At 54.0% G+C, this 22445-nt stretch carries 20 protein-coding genes and 1 tRNA gene; 12 read left to right on the top strand and 9 right to left on the bottom strand.

Annotated features, from left to right (window positions below; all coding sequences use genetic code 11):
- The first annotated feature begins 113 nt into the window (after positions 1-113).
- The 6 genes from apbE to mqo all read left to right on the top strand — a co-directional run bounded on the left by apbE (position 114) and on the right by mqo (position 8158).
- On the top strand, positions 114-1172 hold the full coding sequence (apbE, locus tag JGF26_RS07550) for an FAD:protein FMN transferase ApbE (RefSeq protein ID WP_134707724.1): 1059 nt from the start codon (positions 114-116) through the stop codon (positions 1170-1172).
- Positions 1173-1244: 72 nt separating this feature from the next.
- On the top strand, positions 1245-2303 hold the full coding sequence (ada, locus tag JGF26_RS07545) for a bifunctional DNA-binding transcriptional regulator/O6-methylguanine-DNA methyltransferase Ada (RefSeq protein WP_134707820.1): 1059 nt from the start codon (positions 1245-1247) through the stop codon (positions 2301-2303).
- The gene (alkB, locus tag JGF26_RS07540) at positions 2303-2953 is read left to right on the top strand and encodes a DNA oxidative demethylase AlkB (RefSeq protein ID WP_134707821.1); all 651 of its coding nucleotides are present in this window, start codon (positions 2303-2305) and stop codon (positions 2951-2953) included. The genes ada and alkB overlap by 1 nt, the downstream gene beginning before the upstream one ends.
- A 75-nt stretch (positions 2954-3028) precedes the next feature.
- The gene (locus JGF26_RS07535) at positions 3029-4672 is read left to right on the top strand and encodes a multidrug ABC transporter permease/ATP-binding protein (RefSeq protein ID WP_134707725.1); all 1644 of its coding nucleotides are present in this window, start codon (positions 3029-3031) and stop codon (positions 4670-4672) included.
- 144 nt (positions 4673-4816) lie between these two features.
- Positions 4817-6253, top strand: a complete 1437-nt coding sequence (mgtE, locus tag JGF26_RS07530) for a magnesium transporter (protein WP_134707726.1) — start codon at positions 4817-4819, stop codon at positions 6251-6253.
- 255 nt (positions 6254-6508) lie between these two features.
- Positions 6509-8158, top strand: a complete 1650-nt coding sequence (gene mqo, locus JGF26_RS07525; RefSeq protein WP_134707727.1) for a malate dehydrogenase (quinone) — start codon at positions 6509-6511, stop codon at positions 8156-8158.
- Between the two features lie 36 nt (positions 8159-8194).
- Here mqo and eco read toward each other — a convergent pair whose 3' ends face one another.
- The gene (eco, locus tag JGF26_RS07520; RefSeq protein WP_134707728.1) at positions 8195-8698 is read right to left on the bottom strand and encodes a serine protease inhibitor ecotin; all 504 of its coding nucleotides are present in this window, start codon (positions 8696-8698) and stop codon (positions 8195-8197) included.
- A gap of 208 nt (positions 8699-8906) precedes the next feature.
- On the opposite strand from eco, the gene JGF26_RS07515 reads away from it, so the two are divergent.
- Positions 8907-9167, top strand: coding sequence for a DUF2534 family protein (locus tag JGF26_RS07515; RefSeq protein WP_008500962.1), 261 nt, complete (start codon positions 8907-8909; stop codon positions 9165-9167).
- 124 nt (positions 9168-9291) lie between these two features.
- Positions 9292-10479 (top strand): MFS transporter, encoded by a 1188-nt coding sequence (locus tag JGF26_RS07510; protein WP_028016282.1) that lies wholly within the window; start codon positions 9292-9294, stop codon positions 10477-10479.
- Positions 10480-10515: 36 nt separating this feature from the next.
- Here the strand turns inward: JGF26_RS07510 and JGF26_RS07505 are convergent.
- The 3 genes from JGF26_RS07505 to JGF26_RS07495 all read right to left on the bottom strand — a co-directional run bounded on the left by JGF26_RS07505 (position 10516) and on the right by JGF26_RS07495 (position 12672).
- A tRNA-Pro gene (locus JGF26_RS07505) sits at positions 10516-10592 on the bottom strand.
- 72 nt (positions 10593-10664) lie between these two features.
- Positions 10665-12425, bottom strand: coding sequence for an LPS biosynthesis-modulating metalloenzyme YejM (gene yejM / locus JGF26_RS07500; RefSeq protein ID WP_028016283.1), 1761 nt, complete (start codon positions 12423-12425; stop codon positions 10665-10667).
- 19 nt (positions 12426-12444) lie between these two features.
- Positions 12445-12672, bottom strand: a complete 228-nt coding sequence (locus JGF26_RS07495) for a YejL family protein (RefSeq protein ID WP_014884596.1) — start codon at positions 12670-12672, stop codon at positions 12445-12447.
- A gap of 134 nt (positions 12673-12806) precedes the next feature.
- On the opposite strand from JGF26_RS07495, the gene yejK reads away from it, so the two are divergent.
- Positions 12807-13814: a nucleoid-associated protein YejK gene (gene yejK / locus JGF26_RS07490; RefSeq protein ID WP_028016284.1), complete on the top strand. Its 1008-nt coding sequence runs from the start codon at positions 12807-12809 to the stop codon at positions 13812-13814.
- 50 nt (positions 13815-13864) lie between these two features.
- Here yejK and rplY read toward each other — a convergent pair whose 3' ends face one another.
- Positions 13865-14149 carry a 50S ribosomal protein L25 gene (gene rplY, locus JGF26_RS07485; RefSeq protein ID WP_023312497.1) on the bottom strand — a complete coding sequence of 95 codons (285 nt, stop codon included), beginning with the start codon at positions 14147-14149 and terminating at the stop codon, positions 13865-13867.
- A 125-nt stretch (positions 14150-14274) separates the two neighbouring features.
- Positions 14275-16035, bottom strand: coding sequence for a DEAD/DEAH box helicase (locus JGF26_RS07480; RefSeq protein ID WP_134707729.1), 1761 nt, complete (start codon positions 16033-16035; stop codon positions 14275-14277).
- Positions 16036-16186: 151 nt separating this feature from the next.
- Here JGF26_RS07480 and rsuA point away from each other — a divergent pair, with 151 nt between their 5' ends.
- From rsuA to JGF26_RS07465, 3 genes are all read left to right on the top strand, one after another.
- The gene (gene rsuA / locus JGF26_RS07475; RefSeq protein WP_028016286.1) at positions 16187-16894 is read left to right on the top strand and encodes a 16S rRNA pseudouridine(516) synthase RsuA; all 708 of its coding nucleotides are present in this window, start codon (positions 16187-16189) and stop codon (positions 16892-16894) included.
- A 15-nt stretch (positions 16895-16909) separates the two neighbouring features.
- A complete protein-coding gene (locus JGF26_RS07470; protein ID WP_108090810.1) occupies positions 16910-18106 on the top strand; it encodes a Bcr/CflA family multidrug efflux MFS transporter in 1197 nt (398 codons plus the stop codon).
- A 279-nt stretch (positions 18107-18385) separates the two neighbouring features.
- On the top strand, positions 18386-18730 hold the full coding sequence (locus tag JGF26_RS07465) for a YejG family protein (protein WP_028016288.1): 345 nt from the start codon (positions 18386-18388) through the stop codon (positions 18728-18730).
- A 3-nt stretch (positions 18731-18733) separates the two neighbouring features.
- On the opposite strand, the gene yejF is transcribed toward JGF26_RS07465, so the two are convergent.
- Genes yejF through JGF26_RS07450 form a run of 3 tightly spaced genes read right to left on the bottom strand, consistent with a single transcriptional unit; the run spans position 18734 to position 22444 of the window.
- A complete protein-coding gene (yejF, locus tag JGF26_RS07460) occupies positions 18734-20323 on the bottom strand; it encodes a microcin C ABC transporter ATP-binding protein YejF (RefSeq protein WP_128347427.1) in 1590 nt (529 codons plus the stop codon).
- 1 nt (position 20324) lies between these two features.
- Complete coding sequence (locus JGF26_RS07455; protein ID WP_028016290.1) at positions 20325-21350, bottom strand: ABC transporter permease; 1026 nt, start codon at positions 21348-21350, stop codon at positions 20325-20327.
- On the bottom strand, positions 21350-22444 hold the full coding sequence (locus JGF26_RS07450) for a microcin C ABC transporter permease YejB (protein WP_028016291.1): 1095 nt from the start codon (positions 22442-22444) through the stop codon (positions 21350-21352). The genes JGF26_RS07455 and JGF26_RS07450 overlap by 1 nt, the downstream gene beginning before the upstream one ends.
- Between the last annotated feature and the right edge of the window lies 1 nt (position 22445).

The raw sequence follows: 22445 nt of genomic DNA, 5'->3' as shown, positions 1-22445 counted from the left end.
CTTCGCAATTTGACAAAGGGGCCTGATGGCCCCTTTTTAGTCTGTTTTTTTAGGATCTCACAACTCACCCGTTTTGGTGTACTCTTGCCGCCCTGGCATGAGGATAATAATGAATGGACATGACTTTTTTACGCGCCAGCTTTCTGGCTACTTTTTTTTTCCTGACCGCTTGTGACTCTTCCACGCCGCCGGAGGCGAAAGCCGATGCACCTGCGGCGACGGTGCTTGAAGGTAAAACGATGGGCACCTTCTGGCGCGTCAGCGTTATGAACCTTGATAAAACGCGCGCAGACGAACTCCGTGGCAAAATACAGTCTCAACTGGATGCCGACGATCAGCTACTTTCAACGTATAAAAATGACTCGGCGCTGATGCGCTTTAATCTCTCAAGCAGTACTTCCCTGTGGCCGGTTAGTGAAGCGATGGCCGATATCGTGACGGAGTCACTCCGCGTGGGCTACAAAACCGGCGGAGCGATGGACGTCACCGTTGGACCGCTGGTAAATCTCTGGGGGTTTGGCCCCAACAAGCAGCCGGTCACCACACCCGATCAGGCAGCCATTGATGATGCCCGTGCCAGAACCGGTCTACAGCATCTGACGGTGATCAATCAGTACGGTCAACAGTACCTGCAAAAAGATATCCCCGATCTGTTTGTCGACCTGTCAACGGTTGGGGAAGGCTATGCGGCAGATCACCTGGCAGCGCTGATGGCCCAGGAAGGGATTTCGCGTTATCTGGTGTCTGTGGGGGGCGCCTTAGTGAGCCGCGGCATGAACGCCAGTGATAAGCCCTGGCGGGTGGCCATCCAAAAGCCGACCGATCGGCAAAACGCCGTGCAGGCGATGGTGGATATCAACGGGCATGGCATCAGCACATCCGGAAGCTACCGTAACTATTACGAACTTGACGGTAAACGCATTTCGCATGTCATTGACCCACAGACCGGGCGCCCAATCACCCATAATCTGGTTTCGGTGACGGTCATTGCACCCACTGCGCTGGAAGCCGATGCCTGGGATACCGGGTTAATGGTACTCGGACCGGAGAAAGCCAAAGAGGTGGTTCGCCAGGAAGGGCTGGCGGTTTATATGATCATCAAAGAGGCTGACGGATTTAAAACCTGGCATTCGCCGCAGTTCAACAGCTTCCTGGTGAGCGAAAAAAATTAAAAAGCAAGGTTGCGGGTTTTTTATCAGTGGCACTCAGGCACGCTGTATGTATGCTTGTAAGAGGAGTTGATGATGAAAAACCCGACCTTTATTACCGATGAAGAGCGCTGGCAGGCCGTGCTGGCCCGCGATCCACGCGCTGACGATAGGTTTGTCTTTGCCGTGCAGACCACGGGGATCGTGTGTCGTCCGTCCTGTCGTGCCCGCCACGCGCTGCGTAAAAATGTCTGCTTTTATGCTGATGTCCACCATGCCATTCAGGAAGGGTTTCGCCCATGCAAGCGCTGTATGCCGGACAAAGGCAATCCGCAGGAACTGAAGCTGGCAAAAATAGAGCACGCCTGTCGCCTTCTGGAGCAGGATCCCACCCTGACACTGGAAAAGCTGGCTAACCAGGTTGCCATGAGTCCTTTCCATTTCCATCGTCTGTTTAAATCCGTGACGGGTATGACGCCAAAAGCCTGGCAGCAGGCGGCGCGGGGACAGCGCCTGCGCACGGCGCTTGCGCAGGGAGACAACATTACCGACGCCGTGCTGGCGGCAGGATTTCCTGATAGCAGCAGTTATTATCGTAAAGCCAGCGATACGCTGGGTATGACGGCGAAACAGTATCGTAAAGGAGATGTGGCCGTGCGTTACGCCATTGACGACTGTTCGTTAGGACGCTGTCTGGTTGCTGAAAGCGAGCGGGGGATCTGCGCGATACTGCTGGGTGACAGCGATACAGAATTAACCGAAGAGCTTGCTACGCTGTTTCCAAAAGCAGAGCGAGTACCGTTGGAAGACGCTTTTGCACTGCGGACCCATCAGGTGATCGCCAGTATTGATAACCGTGCAGTGCCGCTGTCACTGCCGCTGGATATACGTGGAACTGCTTTCCAGCAGCGCGTCTGGCAGGCCCTTCGCGACATTCCCTGCGGCGAAACGGCAAGTTATCAGCAGGTGGCAAAAGCAATTGGTAAACCCAATGCCGTACGTGCCGTTGCCGGAGCCTGCGCTGCAAACAAACTGGCGATTGTGATCCCCTGCCATCGCGTTGTTCGCAATGACGGTGCGCTATCGGGTTACCGATGGGGAACTGAACGAAAAGCGTTATTACTGAAACGTGAGGCGGAACACCAGGAGGGATGATGCTCGATCTTTTTGCGGATGCTGAACCCTGGCAGGAACCCCTTGCTCCGGGCGCGGTGATCCTCCGCCGCTTTGCACTTTCACGTGCGGCGGCGCTGCTTGCCGGTATTGAAGAGGTAACGGCCGTTTCACCGTTTCGCCATATGGTGACGCCGGGAGGCTACACCATGTCGGTGGCAATGGCCAACTGCGGAGAACTCGGTTGGGCGACGAACGAACGGGGCTATTTGTATGCCCCTGTCGATCCCTTAACCGGTCAGCCGTGGCCTTCCATCCCTGCTGTTTTTCAGTCTCTCTGCCACGAGGCCGCCGTGGCTGCGGATTATCCAGACTTCCGCCCGGATGCCTGTCTGATCAACCGCTACGCCGTGGGCGCGAAGCTCTCGTTGCATCAGGACAAAGATGAGCCTGACCTGCGCGCGCCTATCGTATCCGTCTCCCTGGGTCTGCCTGCCGTCTTCCAGTTCGGCGGGTTACGCCGCAACGACGCGCTCAAGCGCCTGATGCTGGAGCATGGCGATGTGGTGGTGTGGGGCAGGGAAGCGCGGCTGTTTTACCACGGCATTCAGCCTCTGAAACCCGGGGTTCACCCATTAACTGGCGAGTACCGATTTAACCTGACCTTTCGCCAGGCAGGAGAGAGTAAATAAAAATAAGAATTATTCTTGATGTAACCGCAGGGCAGTTTACACTGCTGGCTGATTTTTATTGTCCGGATTGCCTGCATGCAACTACTTCTTCTTGTCTGGCGTCAGTATCGCTGGCCCTTCATTGCAGTAATGGCGTTAAGCCTTGCCAGTGCCGCATTAGGTATTGGCCTGATCGCGTTTATTAACGTACGTTTGATTGAAATGGTCGACACGTCACTCTCCGTTTTACCGGAGTTTCTTGGCCTGTTGCTGTTGTTGATGGCGGTCACGCTCGGGTCACAGCTGGCGCTGACTGCGCTTGGGCACCATTTCGTTTTTCGTTTACGCAGTGAATTTATCAAGCGGATTCTGGACACCCAGGTCGAGCGTGTTGAACAACTCGGAAGTGCTTCTCTGCTGGCGGGACTGACCAGCGATGTGCGCGCCATCACTATTGCATTCGTCCGTTTACCGGAACTGGTCCAGGGGATCATTCTGACCTTTGGCTCTGCGGCCTATCTCGCCTGGCTCTCCAGCAAAATGCTGGCAGTGACTGCTCTATGGATAGTCATTACCATCTGGGGCGGTTTTGTGCTGGTGTCACGCGTCTATAAACACATGGCGGTGCTGCGCGAAACCGAAGATAAGCTCTATAACGATTACCAGACGGTGCTGGAAGGGCGTAAAGAGCTGACGCTGAACCGCGAACGTGCCGAGCATATCTTTAACCATCTCTACCTACCGGATGCGCGCGAATACCGACACCATATCATTCGCGCCGATACCTTCCACCTGAGCGCGGTGAACTGGTCAAACATTATGATGCTGGGCGCCATTGGCCTGGTATTCTGGATGGCGAACAGCCTGGGTTGGGCGGACACCAACGTGGCGGCAACCTACTCATTAACGTTACTGTTTTTACGCACACCGCTGCTCTCCGCTGTCGGCGCACTGCCTACCTTGCTGAGTGCGCAAGTTGCGTTTAATAAACTCAAAAAATTCGATCTTGCGCCGTTCAAAGCCGAATTTCCGCGCCCGCAGGCCTTCCCCAACTGGCAAACGCTGGAGCTTCGTAACGTTACGTTCCGCTATCGGGACAACGCCTTCTCCATAGGACCGGTCAACCTGACGATACATCGCGGTGAGCTGTTGTTCCTGATTGGGGGCAACGGTAGTGGTAAATCGACGCTGGCAATGTTGCTGACCGGGCTCTATCAGCCGCAATCGGGCGAGATTTTGTTGGACGGTAGGGCGTTGAACGCGGAGAAACCTGAGGATTACCGCCAGCTTTTCTCGGCGGTGTTCACCGATGTCTGGTTGTTTGAACAACTGCTTGGGCCTGAAGGGCAACAGGCCAATCCTGCGCTGGTGGAGAAATGGCTGGCACAATTGCAGATGTCGCACAAGCTGGAGCTACAGGACGGAAAGATCCTCAACCTGAAACTCTCTAAAGGGCAGAAAAAACGCGTGGCGCTGCTGTTGGCGCTGGCGGAAGAGCGCGACATTATTCTGCTGGATGAGTGGGCAGCGGATCAGGATCCGCATTTCCGCCGCGAGTTTTATCAGGTTCTGCTGCCGCTGATGCAGGAGATGGGCAAAACCATTTTCGCCATCAGCCACGACGATCATTACTTCATTCATGCCGACCGTCTGCTGGAGATGCGCGACGGTCAACTGAGCGAGTTGACCGGTGAAGAGCGAGATGCGGCGTCTCGTGACGCGGTGGCGCGTACGGCATGATGCCGTTACCCTCTCCCCCACAGGGAGGGGGGATAAATCGCGGTCGAAATGCCGCTTTTTTCTCCATCCCGCCCTGTTGTTTATTCTTATTTACATATCCCCGCGCTATGCTTAATACCATCTTATTTCATGGATTTATGATTGATGTCGGTATTAACGAAAAACAGCGCCAGACAGCGCGACCAGGAACGCGCGCGACTGATCTGGCTTCTCACGACCGATAAAGCGGTCACTTCTGCGTTATTGGGCAAACTGACCCTGGCTGAGCAATATGATGTCGGCACCTTAGCCGACGATATTGCTGAGGTAGGTGCGCTGGTTGCCCACTTACCCCCGCCTGACCTGGCCGATACCCTTGAGGCGCTCCCTTCGGAGGAGCGCCATGCGTTGTGGCGTCTGGTGCAGGATCACGAGCGTGGCCAGGTGCTGCTTGAAGCCTCGGAAAACGTCTGGGATGACCTTATCGACGAGATGAGCGACAAGGATATTCTTGATGCGCTGAAAACGCTGGATATCGACGAACAGATTTACCTTGTTCAACATCTGCCGCGTAATCTGACCGGCCGCCTGCTGGCCTCTTTGCCAGCCGAAGAGCGGGCACGTGTGCGTCAGGTGATGCACTACGAGAAACACAGCGTTGGCGCGATCATGGAGTTTGGCGTTATCACGGTACGCCCGGACGTTACGCTTGGTACCGTCCAGCGCTACCTGCGCCGCCTCGGCAGTATGCCGGATAACACCGATAAACTGTTTGTGACCTCGCGGGATAAAACGTTGCTCGGTGAGCTGGAACTGAAAACGATCCTGCTCAATAGTACCCAACGGCGGGTGAGTGAGGTGATGGAGACCGAGCCGATGGTCTTCTCTCCGGAAGACGATGCTGAAAAAGCGGCGCGTACCTTCGAACGTGATGACCTTGTAAGTGCGGCGGTGGTCGATTCTGTCGGCAAGCTGATGGGACGTCTGACCATTGATGAGATCGTTGATGTTGTGTACGAAGAAACTGATAACGATTTACGTGCTCTCGGTGGGATCAGCGCGGAGGACGACGTCCATGCATCCGTTGGCAAGGCCGTCAAAACCCGCTGGGCGTGGCTTGCCATTAACCTGTGTACTGCGTTTATCGCTTCCCGCGTGATTGATGGTTTTGAACACACTATTTCTCAGTTAGTCGCGCTGGCATCGCTGATGCCGATTGTGGCCGGGATTGGCGGCAACACCGGAAACCAGACTATTACTATGATCGTCCGCGCGCTGGCGCTGGAGAACATTCAGCCTGGCAACTTTACCTTCCTGATCTTAAGAGAAATGGGCGTTGCGCTGATTAACGGCCTGGTATGGGGCGGCATTATGGGCGGTATTACCTGGTGGCTGTACGACGATATGGCGCTAGGAGGCGTGATGATGCTGGCGATGGTACTGAACCTGCTGGTGGCATCAATGATGGGCGTGATTATCCCTCTGACGATGACCAAACTGGGGCGCGACCCCGCAGTGGGGTCGAGCGTGATGATCACTGCCATCACCGATACCGGTGGCTTCTTTATTTTTCTTGGACTGGCAACGATTTTTCTTCTTTAATCAGATGCTTAATACGGGCGGGAAGCAGTACCATGATGATGATCCCGCCCAGTACACCCAATCCTTTCACTGCGTTTGCAAATTAATCGGTACCAGCAGCCAGCGTAATTCCCCACAAACAATCCATCATTAAATTTCACAATTACAATAATTTCGTAACCTTTAAACAATATTTAAAAGTTGTTACCGTGCCCCCGCAGCTTTTTTCACCTGCAATTTCCACGCATCAAGCACTTTTACACTAAGGCATAAATTATGAAAAAAATGACTGCCATGCTCTTTTCTCTGGCCGTGGGGCTTAACACCGTCTCGATGGCGGCGAAAGCTGACGCACCAAAAGAGCAGGAAACGGACGTCCTTTTAATTGGTGGCGGTATCATGAGCGCCACGCTGGGAACCTATCTGCAGGAACTGCAGCCAGACTGGTCAATGACCATGGTCGAACGCCTCGATGGCGTGGCGCAGGAGAGCTCGAACGGCTGGAATAACGCCGGTACGGGACATTCGGCACTCATGGAACTGAACTATACGCCGCAGAAAAAGGACGGTTCCATTAGTATCGAGAAGGCGGTAGAGATCAACGAAGCATTCCAGATTTCACGCCAGTTCTGGTCTCACCAGGTCAACAGCGGTGTGATGCATGACCCGCACTCCTTCATTAACACCGTGCCGCATATGAGCTTTGTGTGGGGCGAGCAGAACGTCAACTTCCTGCGCGCGCGTTACGCGGCTCTGCAGCAGAGCACGCTGTTCCGCGGTATGAAATACTCTGAAGACCACGCTCAGATCAAAGAGTGGGCCCCGCTGGTTATGGAAGGTCGTGACCCGAACCAGAAAGTGGCGGCAACCCGTACTGAAATTGGTACTGACGTTAACTACGGTGAAATTACCCGTCAGCTGGTGGCGTCTCTGAAGAAAAAAGAGAACTTCAATCTGCAGCTCAGCACCGAAGTGCGTGGCTTTAAGCGCAACGCGGACAACAGCTGGAGCGTGACTGTTGCTGACCTGAAAAACAACGAAGCCGAGCACGTCATCAAGGCGAAGTTTGTCTTTATTGGAGCAGGTGGCGCGGCGCTGAAACTGCTGCAGGAATCCGGTATTCCGGAAGCTGACGATTATGCCGGTTTCCCGGTCGGCGGCCAGTTCCTGGTGTCCGAAAACCCGGAAGTGGTGAATCGCCATCTGGCTAAAGTGTACGGTCAGGCTTCTGTTGGTGCGCCGCCAATGTCTGTGCCGCACATCGACACCCGTATGCTTGACGGCAAACGCGTGGTGCTGTTTGGGCCGTTCGCGACCTTCTCAACTAAGTTCCTGAAAAACGGCTCTCTGTGGGATCTGCTCAGTGCAACCACCACCTCTAACGTTAAGCCAATGATGGATGTGGGACTGGATAACTTCGACCTGGTTAAATACCTGATTAGCCAGGTGATGCTCTCTGACGACGATCGTTTCGAAGCGCTGAAAGAGTACTACCCGGAGGCGAAGAAAGAAGACTGGCGTCTGTGGCAGGCGGGTCAGCGTGTGCAGATTATCAAGCGCGACCCGAAAGAGGGGGGGGTGCTGCGCCTGGGTACCGAAGTGGTGAGCGATAAGGATGGCACAATTGCTGCGCTGTTGGGTGCATCACCTGGTGCATCTACTGCTGCGCCAATCATGCTGCACCTGATGGAAAAAGTGTTTAAAGATAAAGTCTCCAGCCCTGAATGGCAGGCTAAGCTGAAAACCATTATTCCATCCTACGGTACAAAGCTGAACGGTAACGTGGAGGCAACGGAGCAGGAACTGGAATACACCAGCCGTGTTCTGCAACTGCAATACGTTAAGCCGCAGGCTGCTGATACAGCGCCCAAAGCAGAGCTTAAACCTCAGGCAGAAAACAAACCGGTTGCGGATATCGCGCTGTAAATAAAAAAAGCCGGGTATTGATTACCCGGCTTTTTTTCAACGTACTACCGCTTGTCCGATATTCTCATCAGCCTTCCAGACGCGATACTTCACTTCCACGTTTTCCGGCGTGTAGACCACGATCGGCAGCTTGCTGTTGTAGCGCAGCAGACTGTTGTCACCCAGATACGCCGTCACAAATTTCTTCTCTTTCTTGCCATCCGGGCAGGCCATCATGGTAGAGACCGGAGAGGTGACTTTATCGAAGACGTAATAGTCATAACCCCAGCCTTCCAGGGTTTTACTTTCCAGTTGACCGCCCAGACGGTGCTGGTTGCAATCCACTTCCAGCGTTTTGCCAATTAACAGCTCCACTTTGAAATTTGCTTCATCCTGCTGAGCCGGTAACTGAATCACCTGACGCTTCATCCCTTTGTCCGCTTTCGGATATGGGGCAACGTTTTCCAGCGGCTGCTCTTTTTGGGTTTCGCTGGCAAAAGCGCTGGTGCTGACGCACGCGGCGGCGATCAGAGCGATGGCAAATTTAGGTGCGTTTTTCATTGTCATTCCTTTATGTCAAAACGATCCTGAACAGATTAGCATAGCGCTCATGAATGATTGGTTTGATTTACTTACATTTTCAATATTCTTAGTGTTATAAACTTAATTTTGGCATTTTTAATGGTTGTTTGTACTGGTATGGAGTCTGGCGATAGTTCGTGTTATTTTAAACACCTTATAATGTTATTCATCTGTAAAGGGAAGTGAGATGGTTCGTGCAAAACTTAAAACACCTGAAGGCCGTAAGTTCCTCCTGGCGCTACTGGTTGTGTTTATGATTGCTGCCGCGTGCGTTGGGCGGGCAACCATTGTTGGCGTTATCGAACAGTACAACATCCCCCTCTCAGCCTGGACAACCAGTATGTACGTCCTGCAATCAGCAATGATCTTTGTCTACAGCCTGGTGTTCACCGTGCTGCTGGCCATCCCGCTGGGTATTTTCTTCCTGGGTGGACGCGAAAAGCACTAAGCCTTCATGAGCCAGCCTGCGGGTTGGCTTTTTTATAGCCCCATTATTCCTCCTCAGGTTTTTTAATCCGCCATATCCTATTCTGTAAACATTCAGGCAACTGTTTTTAAAGCAGGAGTCGCGCATGCTTTCCAGATTTCCAGTACTCAGCCAGATCCCAAAAGGTGTCTGGGTTGTGGGAGGCGTCAGTATGCTGATGGACATCTCTTCAGAGAGTATTCACAGCCTGCTCCCTCTTTTTATGATGACCACGCTCGGGACCAGCGTGTTATTCATCGGTCTGATTGAAGGGCTGGCGGAGGCAACCGCTCTCTTTATTAAGGTCTTTTCGGGAGCGATAAGCGACTATCTTGGTCAGCGCAAAGGTCTGGCACTGTTGGGATATGGCCTGGGCGCGCTAAGCAAACCCCTTTTCGCTTTGGCCTCTTCCTCAGGTATGGTTTTAGGTGCACGTCTGATGGACCGAACGGGGAAGGGGATCCGGGGAGCACCACGAGACGCAATGGTTGCAGACGTCACACCGCCGGAAATGCGCGGTGCGGCATATGGCCTGCGTCAGTCGATGGATACCACTGGGGCCTTTCTCGGACCATTACTGGCGGTGAGTTTGATGTTGTTGCTGGATAATGATTTCCGTACCGTTTTCTGGATAGCGCTCATCCCCGGCCTGCTTTCAGTTGCACTGCTTTATTTTGGTCTGCAGGAACCGAAAACCCCTGTCGAGCACAAACGCACTAACCCCATCAAAAGAGCGAATCTGAAGCGTCTGGGGAAAGCGTGCTGGTGGGTGATTGGCCTTGGCGCGGTGTTTACTCTGGCCCGTTTCAGCGAGGCATTTCTTGTGCTTCGTGCGCAACAGTCGGGTGTTCCCCTGGCGTTTATTCCGCTGGTGATGGTGGTAATGAACGTTCTCTATTCACTCTCGGCCTATCCCTTTGGCAAGCTTTCTGATGGCATGAGCCACACTCGACTCCTGCAGTGGGGGTTAATGGTATTGATTGGCGCAGATGTCGTTCTGGCGCTGAGTAGCCACTGGATCGGTATTATTGTCGGTGTCGCACTGTGGGGCGTTCATATGGGAATGACTCAGGGGTTGCTGGCGGCCATGGTTGCTAAAACCGCTCCGGCCGATCTGCGAGGTACGGCTTTTGGTATTTTTAGCCTGGTCAGTGGCGTGGGATTGTTAATCGCCAGCGTGAGCGCCGGAGCGATCTGGGAAATGTTTGGCGCACAATACACCTTTTATGCCGGAGCGGTGATTTGTCTTGTTACGCTGGCGTATCTGCATAAAACACCGGGTGAGGCGCAATAAAAAAACCAGCCATCAGGCTGGTTTTCAATGTATTTTTGGTCGGCACGAGAGGATTTGAACCTCCGACCCCCGACACCCCATGACGGTGCGCTACCAGGCTGCGCTACGTGCCGACGCATGAAAAGAATACTACTCGATTCCGTTTTGAATGCAAGGGAATCTATCGCTAACTGGTTTATTATTAATCAGTTAGCGATGAAGCGCTTCTCATCCGTCAGGACCTGCAGCAGCAGGCTTAACTGCGGTTTCTGGTCTTTCAACCGTTCGCCCTGCAGGTTATATGTCTGATAATTTCCGTTGCTGTTCAGCACCAGCGTCAGCTTAGGCGTGGTCACCACCAGGGTGTTATTCCCGGCAGCCGTAACCCAGTTATGGCGGCGCGTGGCACTGAAGAGATCCTGCCCCTGTGAATACTCGTTTGCTGGCGTGCTGACATGCAGCAGGCGTTGCATCAGGGTGGTCATCACATCTTTATGCTCGGTAAGCATAGTAATGCGCTGAGCCGGCGTGCCAGGCCAATGGATCACCAGCGGAACCTGAAGATTCGGGCGAGACCAACTCATACCCTTCGTCTCGTCACCCAGCGGGACGCCATGGCCAGCGGTCACGATCACCACGGTATTATCCAGTTTGCCTGACTCACGCAGCGCCTCAAGCACTCGGCCTATCTGCGCATCCACATCGCCAGCCGCGCGGCTGTAGCGGCGCGCAAAGTCATTCTTATTGCTGTTAGCGAGCGTTGTGCCGTTAAAGGCAACCCACGAGAACCAGCGGTTATCTTCCTGGGCGTATCGTTGCAGCCAGTTTATCCATTGGCTGGCGGTCTGCGCATCAGACTGATTTTGTGCCGCCGGCAGTGAGAAATCAGACAACAGCGCCTGGCGGTAAAGCGGGCTGTTAAAACCATCAGAGGAGAACAACCCTAACTGATAACCTTGCTGATTCAGCCCGGTGATCAGTGCCGCAGGCGTACGGGCAGACAGCACGCCGTCCATGTATCCGGCTGAGATGCCATAGAACAGCCCAAAGATACCCGCATCGGTAGAATTACCGGAGCTCATATGCTGGGTGAACGTGACGTTTTGACTCGCGAAATCGGCCAGCGCAGGCATCTGCTTCTCATAACGGGAATAGTTCAGGCCATCGACGGTAATCAGCAGGACGTTTTGCCCGCGACCCATATCGCGATAGTGCAGATCGCTCAGAGGGTACTGAACGCTGACTGCTTCCGGATTACCCTGTTCGACCAGACGGCGCTGGTACTCCTGCGCGTCAAGCAGACCGTGTTTTTCGAGGAAACGACGGGCGGTCATTGGATACGAGAGCGGCAGGTTAGCGCGCTGCATGGTAATAGGGCGATAGAAGTTTGCATCCGCCCAGATATACATAATATGCGAGCTGATAAATGAGACAAAAAAGAGCGCGGCGACGGGCTTGGCATAATGCCGCCGCCGGGTCAGGCTGCGAAGTTTTTGCCAGCTCCAGGTGGCAAACAGCATCTCAATCAACAGGATCACCGGGACGCTGATAAACATCAGCTGCCAGTCACGGGCCGTTTCATTCTGGTCGGGGTTAATCACCAGTTCCCAGACGATGGGATTGAGATGCAGGTGGAAGCGGGTGAACACTTCGCTGTCGATAAGCAGTAGTGTCATCCCCACCGTCGCAAGGATGGCGGACAAGAACCGCATCAGACGCTGCGACATGACGATAAACGTCAGAGGGAACAGGATCAGCAGATAGGTGGCGAAAACCAAAAAGCTAAAGTGACCCACAACGCTCATCCAGGAGTAGATACGCCCGGTTAGCGTTGTTGGCCAGTCTGCGACAAACAGATAACGACAGCCAATGACCGTCGCCAGCAGAATGTTGAACAGGGCAAACCAGTGCCCCCAGCTGACCATCTGGGAGACTTTTTCACGGTAGCGCTGACGATTCGTCACCATAAACTGTTGTTCGTATCCCTTAATGGGCCTGGTCGTTGCTGACGGATGACTGTAAAGCCTGGGCGAAAGATTTGGCGATCGCCTGACGCTGAGCCGGAGCAACGCTGGTATTAATCAGGTTGGTGACCATATTTCCCAAAACCATCAGGGAGAGATCGGTCGGCGTTTTATGTTTTTCCAGTACGTTAACCAGCTCACTGAGCAGCTGTTCAACGTGTTCATCACTGTAGCGGGAATGTTGTGGCATAAATCAAAATCAGTTTGTTGATGAAAGGGCAACATATTACCGTAGCAACAGCTTTTTTTCCCCTTTTTTATCTGTTGTTGCACACATGCCCTGGTGGTGGTTGAATACCGCCCGGTCTAAAAGGAGAGTTTATCATGAGTCTGGAAATCAACCAGATTGCCTTGCACCAGCTTATCAAGCGTGATGAGCAAACCCTTGAAGTGGTGCTGCGCGATTCGTTACTGGAACCCACGCCTACTGTTGTAGAGATGATGGCGGAGTTACACCGTGTCTACAGCGCTAAAAATAAAGCCTATGGCCTGTTCAGTGAAGAAAGCGAACTGGCTGATAGCCTGCGTCTGCAACGTCAGGGCGAAGAAGATTTTCTGGCGTTTAGCCGCGCCGCGACCGGACGTCTGCGCGACGAGCTGGCGAAATATCCCTTCGCCGACGGCGGGATTGTGCTGTTCTGCCACTACCGCTATCTGGCCGTAGAGTATCTGCTGGTTACCGTACTGAATAACTTAAGCAGCATGCGCGTGAACGAACAGCTGGATATTAGCTCAACGCATTATCTGGATATTAACCATGCGGATATCGTGGCCCGTATTGATTTGACCGAGTGGGAAACCAACCCGGAGTCGACTCGCTACCTGACTTTCCTGAAGGGGCGCGTGGGCCGCAAAGTGGCGGATTTCTTTATGGACTTCCTCGGCGCCAGCGAAGGCCTGAACGCCAAAGCGCAGAACAAAGGGCTGCTCCAGGCGGTTGATGACTTCACGGCAGAAGCGCAGCTCGATAAATCTGAGCGCCAGAACGTGCGCCAGCAGGTCTATAGCTACTGCAACGAACAGCTGCAGGCGGGGGAAGAGATTGAGCTGGAGTCGCTGTCAAAAGAGCTGGCGGGCGTCAGCGAAGTCAGCTTCCAGGAGTTCACCGCGGATAAAGGCTATGAGCTTGAAGAGAGCTTCCCGGCGGATCGCAGTACGCTGCGTCAGTTAACCAAGTTTGCTGGCAGTGGAGGCGGGTTAACCATTAACTTTGATGCGATGTTGCTGGGAGAACGCATTTTCTGGGATCCTGCCACCGATACGCTGACCATTAAAGGAACGCCGCCGAACCTGCGCGATCAGCTTCAGCGCCGTACTTCTGGCGGTAAATAGCAGGCACAAAAAACCCCGCAGAAGCGGGGTTTTTCTCGACGAGTTTGCGATTACGCGCGAACGAAGTCGATGTGAGTCAGTTTTGGCTTGAACGCGTGACGCTGAACAGCCTGAACTTTCACTTTTTCTTCTTTACCGCCAACAACGATGGTCAGAACTTCGCTGTAGAATTCAGCTTTGGTCTGCAGGTTCCACAGTTTGTCGTGATCCAGTTCGATTGCAACTGGAGCAGCTTCGCCACCGTAAACGATAGCCGGGAACTTGTTAGCGTTACGCAGGCGGCGGCTCGCACCCTTACCCTGCACGTTACGTACTTCTGCTTCGATAGTAAACATTGATTTCTCTCTGTATTTAAAACCCTACTACAGGCGACCCAGCAGCAGGTGAGTGTTCTGCCTCACGGATGTGAAGCGGGCGGCATTTTATACTCAAATGCTCCTCACATCAATGAAAAGTCCCGTTAACCGCGCAATTCGTTGGCGCGACGAAAGCGACCTTCATAGTCAAAGACCTTCTCACGGACCTGCCAGAACTGGCCTTTCTTGCGAGCAACAACAAAATCCGGATGGCGCAGTAACGCCTGCAGGTGCACGATATCGGCCACGGTTATCCAGCGCAGAGGAACCCCTGGCGTACGGGTGTGCGGGCGAATAAAGAGTTGCTCGAAGGCCGTGCGTTGAGCGGGAGTTTGTACCCTGAAGCGCTCACTGACGTCCGCTCCGTCCTCATCGTAGTAGGTGATTTTTAGCCACTCGCCTTTTTCATCCGCACCGGGCTGTAGTGCCATGCCTGAGCAGCGGAGTACCAGCGCGTCTTTTAACTTCAGTGCCGCTTTTAACATGTCGTCCGGGTCGACCAGCACCATGTCACATTCCCGGCAGCGGCGTGCGGCAATGTCATTTTCGGCGTTGCATTGTGGGCAATTCTTGAAGCGGAAACGGAAATCGCACTGCTCGCGATGCCCTTCGTCATCTTCAAACCAGCCCTGACAGCGGCGGCCAAAATGCTCAATTAGCGTGCCGTCGGCGGTGGTTTTACCCCAGAAGGTGTTGGCAAAACCACAGGCAGGACAAAAAACCTGTACCGGCACGTTGTCGCTTTTTCCTTTTGGCGCGCCGACCTCAGGCGTATAGAGATCGTGCGGGTTACCGGCATAATCCAGAATCAGACAGTCGGTTTTCCCCGGCGCCAGACGCAGGCCGCGGCCAACAATTTGCTGATACAGACTGACCGATTCGGTCGGGCGCAAAATAGCGATCAGGTCGACGTGCGGGGCGTCAAAGCCGGTGGTCAGTACCGACACGTTAACCAGATAGCGGAACTGCTGGGCTTTAAAGGCGTCAATCAGGCTGTCGCGCTCAGGGCCTGGGGTCTCGCCAGTGATTAATGCCGCGTCGCCGGAGGGCAGTAACCCGGTAATTTCCCGCGCGTGCTCAACGGTGGCGGCGAAGATCATCACTCCTTTGCGCGTCGCGGCGAACTCCTCAATCTGGCTGATGATATGCGGCGTAATGCGCTTTTGCTTTTTCAGCTCCTGGTTAAGATCCGCTTCGCTGAACAACCCGTTGCTCTGTGCCTGCAGACGGCTGAAATCGTACTGCACCACCGGCATATCCAGGCGTTCAGGCGGCGTCAGGTAACCGTGTTTAATCATGTAGCGCAGCGGAAGCTCGTAGATGCAGTCGCTAAACAGGGCTTTGTCATCACCGCGCACCATGCCGTGATAATGGTAACGATAGATCCAGCCTTTCCCCAGACGAAACGGGGTCGCCGTCAGGCCCAGCAGGCGCAGGTGTGGGTTCACTTCTTTCAGGTGTGTCAGGATTTGCTGATACTGGCTGTCGTCGTCATCGCTGATGCGGTGACACTCGTCGACAATCAGCAGCGAAAATTCGCTGCGAAACAGATCCAGATTGCGGGCCACCGACTGCACGCTGCCAAAGACCACTTTACCGTGGCTCTCTTTACGCTTTAGCCCGGCGGCGAAAATGTCGGCTTTTAGCCCGAGTGCGCAATATTTGGCATGGTTTTGCGCGACCAGTTCTTTGACGTGCGCCAGCACCAGCACACGACCGCGGGCCAGACGTGCCAGTTCGGCGATGACCAGGCTCTTGCCTGCACCGGTTGGAAGCACAATAGCCGCAGGTTCACGATGTTTACGGAACCACGCGAGGGTGGCATCAACGGCTTCCTGCTGATAGGGACGAAGTGTAAAAGTCATGGGGTCTCGGTTTCATTATTCCGCACATAGTATGCCACGAAACTTTTTCCCTTGAGTGGCGCAACCAGACCATTATACTGAACCGTTCCAGACTGCTTCTTTTTCGGACGTACTGTTCGACTTCCAGCACCATTAAGGCTAAAAAGATTTCATGCGACTTGATAAGTTTATCGCTCAGCAACTCGGCGTAAGCCGCGCTATTGCCGGGCGTGAAATTCGCGCCAGCCGCGTTACCGTGGACGGCGACATTGTGAGAGACAGCGCTTTCAAACTGCAACCGGACCATCAGGTTGAGTATGACGGCAATCCGCTGACCCAGCAGCATGGCCCACGCTATTTCATGCTCAACAAGCCGGAAGGCTATGTCTGTTCAACGGACGATCCGGATCACCCGACAGTACTCTATTTCCTCGACGAACCGGTGGCGCACAAGCTGCATGCCGCTGGTCGCCTGGATATCGACACCACCGGACTGGTACTGATGACTGACGACGGGCAGTGGTCGCACCGTATTACCTCACCGCGCCATCATTGCGAGAAAACCTATCTGGTGACGCTGGAGTCTCCGGTAGCGGATGACACGGCAGAGCAATTCGCCAAAGGCGTTCAGCTGCATAATGAGAAAGATCTCACCAAACCCGCCGTCCTTGAGGTGATCACCCCGACCGAAGTTCGCCTGACCATCAGTGAAGGGCGATATCATCAGGTAAAACGGATGTTTGCTGCAGTGGGGAACCACGTTGTCGGCTTGCATCGTGAGCGGATTGGTGCGATTGAACTCGATCACGACCTGGCGCCAGGCGAATACCGCCCGTTAACGGAAGAAGAGATCGCCAGCGTCGGTCTGCCTTCGCATTAATCTCAGGAGAACTCTGTGACCACCAGGCCACACTCGTCGTTCAAAATTGTCTTCATTCTTGGCCTGCTGGCCATGTTGATGCCGCTGTCGATTGATATGTATCTGCCTGCGCTGCCGGTTATTGCCGCGCAGTTTGGTGTGCCAGCAGGCAGCGCGCAGATGACACTCAGCACCTATATACTCGGCTTTGCTCTTGGACAGCTGTTTTATGGCCCGATGGCGGATAGCCTGGGACGCAAGCCTGTTATTCTGGGTGGGACGTTAGTCTTTGCGGCCGCGGCAGTTGCCTGTGCGCTGGCGCAGACCATCGATCATCTGATTATCATGCGCTTCTTCCACGGTCTGGCGGCGGCAGCGGCAAGCGTGGTGATTAACGCTCTGATGCGCGATATCTACCCGAAAGAAGAGTTCTCCCGCATGATGTCGTTCGTGATGCTGGTGACGACGATTGCACCTCTGGTGGCCCCGATGGCGGGTGGTGCGGTGCTGGTGTGGTTTAGCTGGCATGCGATTTTCTGGATCCTGGCGCTGGCCGCGCTGCTGGCCTCCGCGATGATTTTCTTCTTTATTGATGAAACGCTTCCCGTCGAGCGCCGCCAGAAATTCCACATCCGCACCACAATAGGTAACTTCGCCTCACTGTTTCGCCACAAGCGCGTGCTCAGCTATATGTTGGCAAGCGGGTTCAGCTTTGCCGGGATGTTCTCCTTCCTGAGCGCCGGGCCGTTTGTCTACATCGAACTGAACCACGTTTCGCCGCAGCACTTCGGCTATTACTTTGCGCTTAACATCGTCTTCCTGTTCATCATGACCATCATCAACAGCCGTTTTGTCCGGCGGGTGGGGGCGCTGAACATGTTCCGCGCCGGGCTGTGGATCCAGTTTGTGATGGCGATCTGGCTGGTGGTGAGCGCGTTTCTGGGCGTGGGCTTCTGGGCGCTGGTAGTGGGTGTGGCGGCTTTTGTCGGCTGCGTGTCGATGGTATCGTCGAATGCGATGGCGGTGATCCTCGATGAATTCCCACATATGGCGGGAACAGCATCGTCACTGGCAGGAACGTTCCGCTTTGGTATTGGGGCGATTGTCGGGGCGTTGCTTTCTATGGCTACCTTTACGACGGCCTGGCCGATGTTATGGGCGATGGCTTTTTGCGCAACCAGCTCCATACTCTTCTATCTTTACGCCAGTCGACCGCGAAAAACGGCTCACTAAAGCACAAAAAAGGCCCTACAGGGCCTTTTTTGTTGATACATATCAACCAAACCCACGTTCACACACCCGGCGTTTGTTTCTTTTATGTAAAATCTATTTATGTAAAAAGTCACATCATTGTATTCAAAAAGGTTGAGTTAGATCGCAGAAACGGGTACATATAGCGCCGACGCAAGCCTGGATTCCTATAAAAAAGCGCTGAATAGTGCAGGTTAGCGATGATGTGTTACTATAAATGTAAATAAATTGTGAAGTAAATTTTGCTTCCGGGGAACGAACGTGAATACATTACAACTCTCCATTGTCCATCGCTTGCCCCAGAGCTATCGCTGGTCAGCGGGTTTTGCAGGTTTGAAAGTTGAACCGATTCCGCAAAGTGCCGCGGACTGCGATAATTGTCTGGTTGCGCTCAAATTGCTTAGCCCGAGCGACGAAAACGCATGGCCGGTTATGGAACGCTTAAGCCAGGCGTTGACGGATATCGAAGTAGACAGCTCCGTACTGGAGTGCGAAGGTGAGCCGTGCCTGTTTGTTAAAAGCCAGGATGAATTTGCCGCGACCTGCCGCCTGAAAAATTTTGGCGTTGCTATTGCGGAGCCTTTCTCTGGCCAGTATCCATTCTGAGCGCTAGTCTGCTGAAAGCAGCTGGCGCGTGTAACTCTGCGTTGGCGCAGTAAATACGCGCTGGCACTCCCCCTGTTCGACCACTTCTCCCTGTCGCAACACAATCACCTGATGGCATAGCGCCCGAACCACCTGTAAATCATGGCTGATAAAGATATAGGCCAGCCGGTGTTTTTCCTGTAACCCCTTGAGCAGTTTCAGGATCTGCGCCTGGACGGTTCTGTCCAGCGAAGACGTCGGTTCATCCAGAATAATCAGTTCCGGTTTCAGGATCAGCGCACGGGCAATAGCGATACGCTGACGCTGCCCGCCGGAGAATTCTGCCGGATAGCGGTGACGGGTATCGGGATCTAAGCCCACTTCGTTCATGACCCGCATGACCTCCTGTTCCCGTTGTTGGGCATTCAGGCTGGGCTGATGAACACGCAGACCCTCTTCAACAATCTGTAGCACGCTGAGCCGTGGGTTAAGCGAGGAGTTGGGGTCCTGAAATACCACCTGCATACGGGGGCGTACCGGGAGCATCTGGCGTCGGTTCCACCGATGCAGCGGCATATTGTCAAAGAGGATCTCGCCCTGAGAAGCGATTAAACGCAGCAGCGCCAGGCCGGTGGTGCTTTTACCCGAACCAGATTCACCTACCAGTCCCAGAGATTCCCCCGGGCGCAGAGAGAAGCGGATATTTTTCAACACCGGATTCTGGTCGACGACGCGCCGCAGAATTCCTTTGCGAATGGGAAACGAGACGGACAAATCCTCAACACGCAACAGCGGTACGCTGTCAGCTGACAGAGGAACCGGGTCGCCAGAGGGCTCACTGTCGAGCAGACGCTGGGTATACGGGTGTTGTGGCGCGTTTAACAGCGTGGATGCGATATTCTGCTCGACACATCGCCCGTTTTGCATCACCGCAACGCTGTCGGCCAACTTTTTCACGATACTCAGGTTGTGCGTGATAAACAGCAAACTCATGTTCAGCTCGTCACGCAACTCGCGCAGCAGCGTCAAAATTTGCGCCTGCACCGTCACGTCCAGCGCAGTTGTAGGTTCATCAGCAATTAACAGTTCGGGGCGCGTGAGCAGGGCCATGGCAATCATCACGCGCTGGCGCTCGCCGCCGGAGAGCTGGTGCGGAAAATCATTCAGCCGTTTGGCTGCATTGCGTATTCCGGTTCGTTCAAGGCAGTCCAGAATTTCCCCGCGTGCGGCTTCTTTGCGCATACCCCGGTGCAGGGACAGGACTTCATAGAGCTGTTTTTCCAGGCTATGAAGGGGGTTAAGAGAAACCATCGGTTCCTGGAAAATCATGGCAATCTTATTACCGCGGATTGCGCGCAAGGTATGTTCGTCAGCATGCAACAGCGAGTTGCCGTGAAAAAGAATGTCGCCTTGCGGGTAACTCACGGGCGGAGAGGGCAGCAGACGCAGGATGGAGAGAGCTGAGACGCTCTTGCCTGAACCTGACTCACCCACCAGTGCCAACGTTTCACCGCGCTGTATCTGGAGTGACAGGTCGGTGACGACGGTACGCATCTCACCCTGTGTTGAAAAAGCAATCGACAGGTTATCAATACTGAGAAGGGGCTGCGTCATCTTATACCGCCTTATTAGGATCGAAGGCATCGCGCACGGCTTCGCCAATAAAAATCAGCAACGAAAGCAGCACGGCCACAGAAAGAAAGGCGGTAATACCCAGCCACGGCGCCTGCAGGTTGTTCTTGCCTTGTAACAGAAGCTCGCCGAGCGACGGGGAACCCAGTGGTAACCCGAAGCCAAGAAAATCCAGCGAGGTGAGGGTGGTGATGGAGCTGCACAGAATAAACGGCAGGAAGGTAAGCGTGGCCACCACGGCGTTAGGCAGCATATGGCGGAAAATAATCCCGCGGTCGCTCACGCCCAGCGCCTGCGCGGCGCGAATATAGTCGAAGTTGCGGGTGCGCAGAAATTCCGCCCGCACGACACCCACCAGCGCCATCCAGCCGAAGAGTACGGTGATACCTAACAGCCACCAGAAGTTTGGCTGTACCACACTCGAAAGCAGGATGATCAGAAACAGCGTCGGCATGCCTGACCAGACTTCAATAACACGCTGGCCCCACAGGTCTATTTTTCCACCGTAATAGCCCTGAACCGCGCCGGCCACGACCCCCATCACACTGGAAAAAAGCGTCAGCATAAGTCCAAAGAGGAGCGATATCCGTGTGCCATAAAGGATGCGCGCCAGGACATCGCCACCGTTGGCATCCGTTCCCAGCCAGTTTTGCGCGGAGGGTGGGGAAGGGAAGGGCGTTGTGGTGGCAAAGTTAATGCTGTTTGCGCCAAAACGCACCGGTGCCCAGATAGCCCAGCCATGTTGCTCAATTTGCTGGCGAAGCCACGGGTCCTGATACTCCGCAGGCGTTGCAAACGGGCCACCAAAATCGCTTTCACTGTAATTAGCGAGAACCGGTACATACCAGCGGTCGTTAAAATGCACCAGCAAAGGCTTGTCGTTGGCAATCAACTCAGAGCACATGCTTAAAATAAACAACACGGCAAAAATCCACAGTGACCAGTAGCCGCGGCGGTTGTGGCGAAAACGGGCCCAGCGGGCCTGGTTTACGGGGCTTAAACGCGACATTAGCGGCCCTCAAAATCAATTCGGGGATCAACCAGCGTATAGCTGATATCACTGACGATATTCAGCAGCAGGCCAATCAGGGTGAAAATGTAGAGTGTGCCAAACATCACCGGATAATCGCGCGAGACGGTGGCTTCATAGCCCAGCAGGCCCAGACCGTTGAGTGAGAACATCACCTCGATCAGCAGTGAACCGGTAAAAAACATACTGATGAACGTGGCAGGAAATCCGGCAATCACCAGCAGCATGGCGTTGCGGAATACGTGTTTCCACATAATCTGCTTCTCACTCACACCCTTGGCGCGGGCCGTGACGACGTACTGTTTTCGAATTTCATCGAGAAAGGCGTTTTTGGTCAGCATGGTCAGAGCCGCAAACCCGCCAATAACCGTTGCCAGAACCGGTAGCGTGATATGCCAGAGATAGTCGGTGATTTTCTGGTACCACGGCAGGGTACTGAAATCAGCGGAGACTAACCCTCGCAGCGGAAAGATATCGAAATAACTCCCCCCGGCAAAAAAAACAATCAACAGGACGGCAAACAGAAACGCCGGGATGGCATAACCGATGATGATGAACGTGCTACTCCAGATATCGAAACGGCTGCCGTTATAAACGGCTTTACGGATCCCGAGCGGAATCGAGACCAGGTAGATAATCAACGTTCCCCATAACCCCAGCGTAATGGACACTGGCAGGCTTTGCTTAATCAATGTTAAGACTGATGCACTGCGAAACAGGCTATCGCCGAAATCAAAGCGAATATAGTCCCAGAGCATTTTGAAATAGCGCTCGTGAATGGGTTTGTCAAAGCCATAGCGGTGGGTGATCTCGGCGATCACTTCAGGATCCAGTCCACGCCCACCGCGATAATGACTTTCACTGATATTCCCTACGCCGGTTCGCGCATGGCTCGCGCCCATTCCTTCACCGCCGCCGCCTGGCATACCGCCGCTATTACCAAACTCGATAGCGGCAATAGCCTGATCAACCGGGCCGCCAGGCGCGATTTGCACGATAAAAAAGTTAATCGTGATGATGGCCCACAGGGTCGGGATGACCAACAGCAGACGGCGGATAAGATAGGCACCCATG

The organism is Enterobacter sp. E1, assembly GCF_016809815.1.
GTDB classification, from domain to species: domain Bacteria; phylum Pseudomonadota; class Gammaproteobacteria; order Enterobacterales; family Enterobacteriaceae; genus Enterobacter; species Enterobacter adelaidei.
The sequence above is the reverse complement of the archived record's forward strand: the minus strand, read 5'-3'. Positions and strand labels throughout refer to the sequence as shown.

Excerpts from the sequence above, each read along its gene's own strand:
- JGF26_RS07535 (WP_134707725.1), top strand. The coding sequence starts at position 3,029 with ATGCAACTACTTCTTCTTGTCTGGCGTCAGTATCGCTGGCCCTTCATT.
- apbE (WP_134707724.1), top strand. The coding sequence starts at position 114 with ATGGACATGACTTTTTTACGCGCCAGCTTTCTGGCTACTTTTTTTTTC.
- ada (WP_134707820.1), top strand. The coding sequence starts at position 1,245 with ATGAAAAACCCGACCTTTATTACCGATGAAGAGCGCTGGCAGGCCGTG.
- JGF26_RS07515 (WP_008500962.1), top strand. The coding sequence starts at position 8,907 with ATGGTTCGTGCAAAACTTAAAACACCTGAAGGCCGTAAGTTCCTCCTG.
- JGF26_RS07450 (WP_028016291.1), bottom strand. The coding sequence starts at position 22,444 with ATGGGTGCCTATCTTATCCGCCGTCTGCTGTTGGTCATCCCGACCCTG.
- mqo (WP_134707727.1), top strand. The coding sequence starts at position 6,509 with ATGAAAAAAATGACTGCCATGCTCTTTTCTCTGGCCGTGGGGCTTAAC.
- rplY (WP_023312497.1), bottom strand. The coding sequence starts at position 14,149 with ATGTTTACTATCGAAGCAGAAGTACGTAACGTGCAGGGTAAGGGTGCG.
- alkB (WP_134707821.1), top strand. The coding sequence starts at position 2,303 with ATGCTCGATCTTTTTGCGGATGCTGAACCCTGGCAGGAACCCCTTGCT.
- JGF26_RS07480 (WP_134707729.1), bottom strand. The coding sequence starts at position 16,035 with ATGACTTTTACACTTCGTCCCTATCAGCAGGAAGCCGTTGATGCCACC.
- yejF (WP_128347427.1), bottom strand. The coding sequence starts at position 20,323 with ATGACGCAGCCCCTTCTCAGTATTGATAACCTGTCGATTGCTTTTTCA.
- eco (WP_134707728.1), bottom strand. The coding sequence starts at position 8,698 with ATGAAAAACGCACCTAAATTTGCCATCGCTCTGATCGCCGCCGCGTGC.
- JGF26_RS07510 (WP_028016282.1), top strand. The coding sequence starts at position 9,292 with ATGCTTTCCAGATTTCCAGTACTCAGCCAGATCCCAAAAGGTGTCTGG.
- rsuA (WP_028016286.1), top strand. The coding sequence starts at position 16,187 with ATGCGACTTGATAAGTTTATCGCTCAGCAACTCGGCGTAAGCCGCGCT.
- yejM (WP_028016283.1), bottom strand. The coding sequence starts at position 12,425 with ATGGTGACGAATCGTCAGCGCTACCGTGAAAAAGTCTCCCAGATGGTC.
- yejK (WP_028016284.1), top strand. The coding sequence starts at position 12,807 with ATGAGTCTGGAAATCAACCAGATTGCCTTGCACCAGCTTATCAAGCGT.
- JGF26_RS07455 (WP_028016290.1), bottom strand. The coding sequence starts at position 21,350 with ATGTCGCGTTTAAGCCCCGTAAACCAGGCCCGCTGGGCCCGTTTTCGC.
- mgtE (WP_134707726.1), top strand. The coding sequence starts at position 4,817 with ATGTCGGTATTAACGAAAAACAGCGCCAGACAGCGCGACCAGGAACGC.
- JGF26_RS07495 (WP_014884596.1), bottom strand. The coding sequence starts at position 12,672 with ATGCCACAACATTCCCGCTACAGTGATGAACACGTTGAACAGCTGCTC.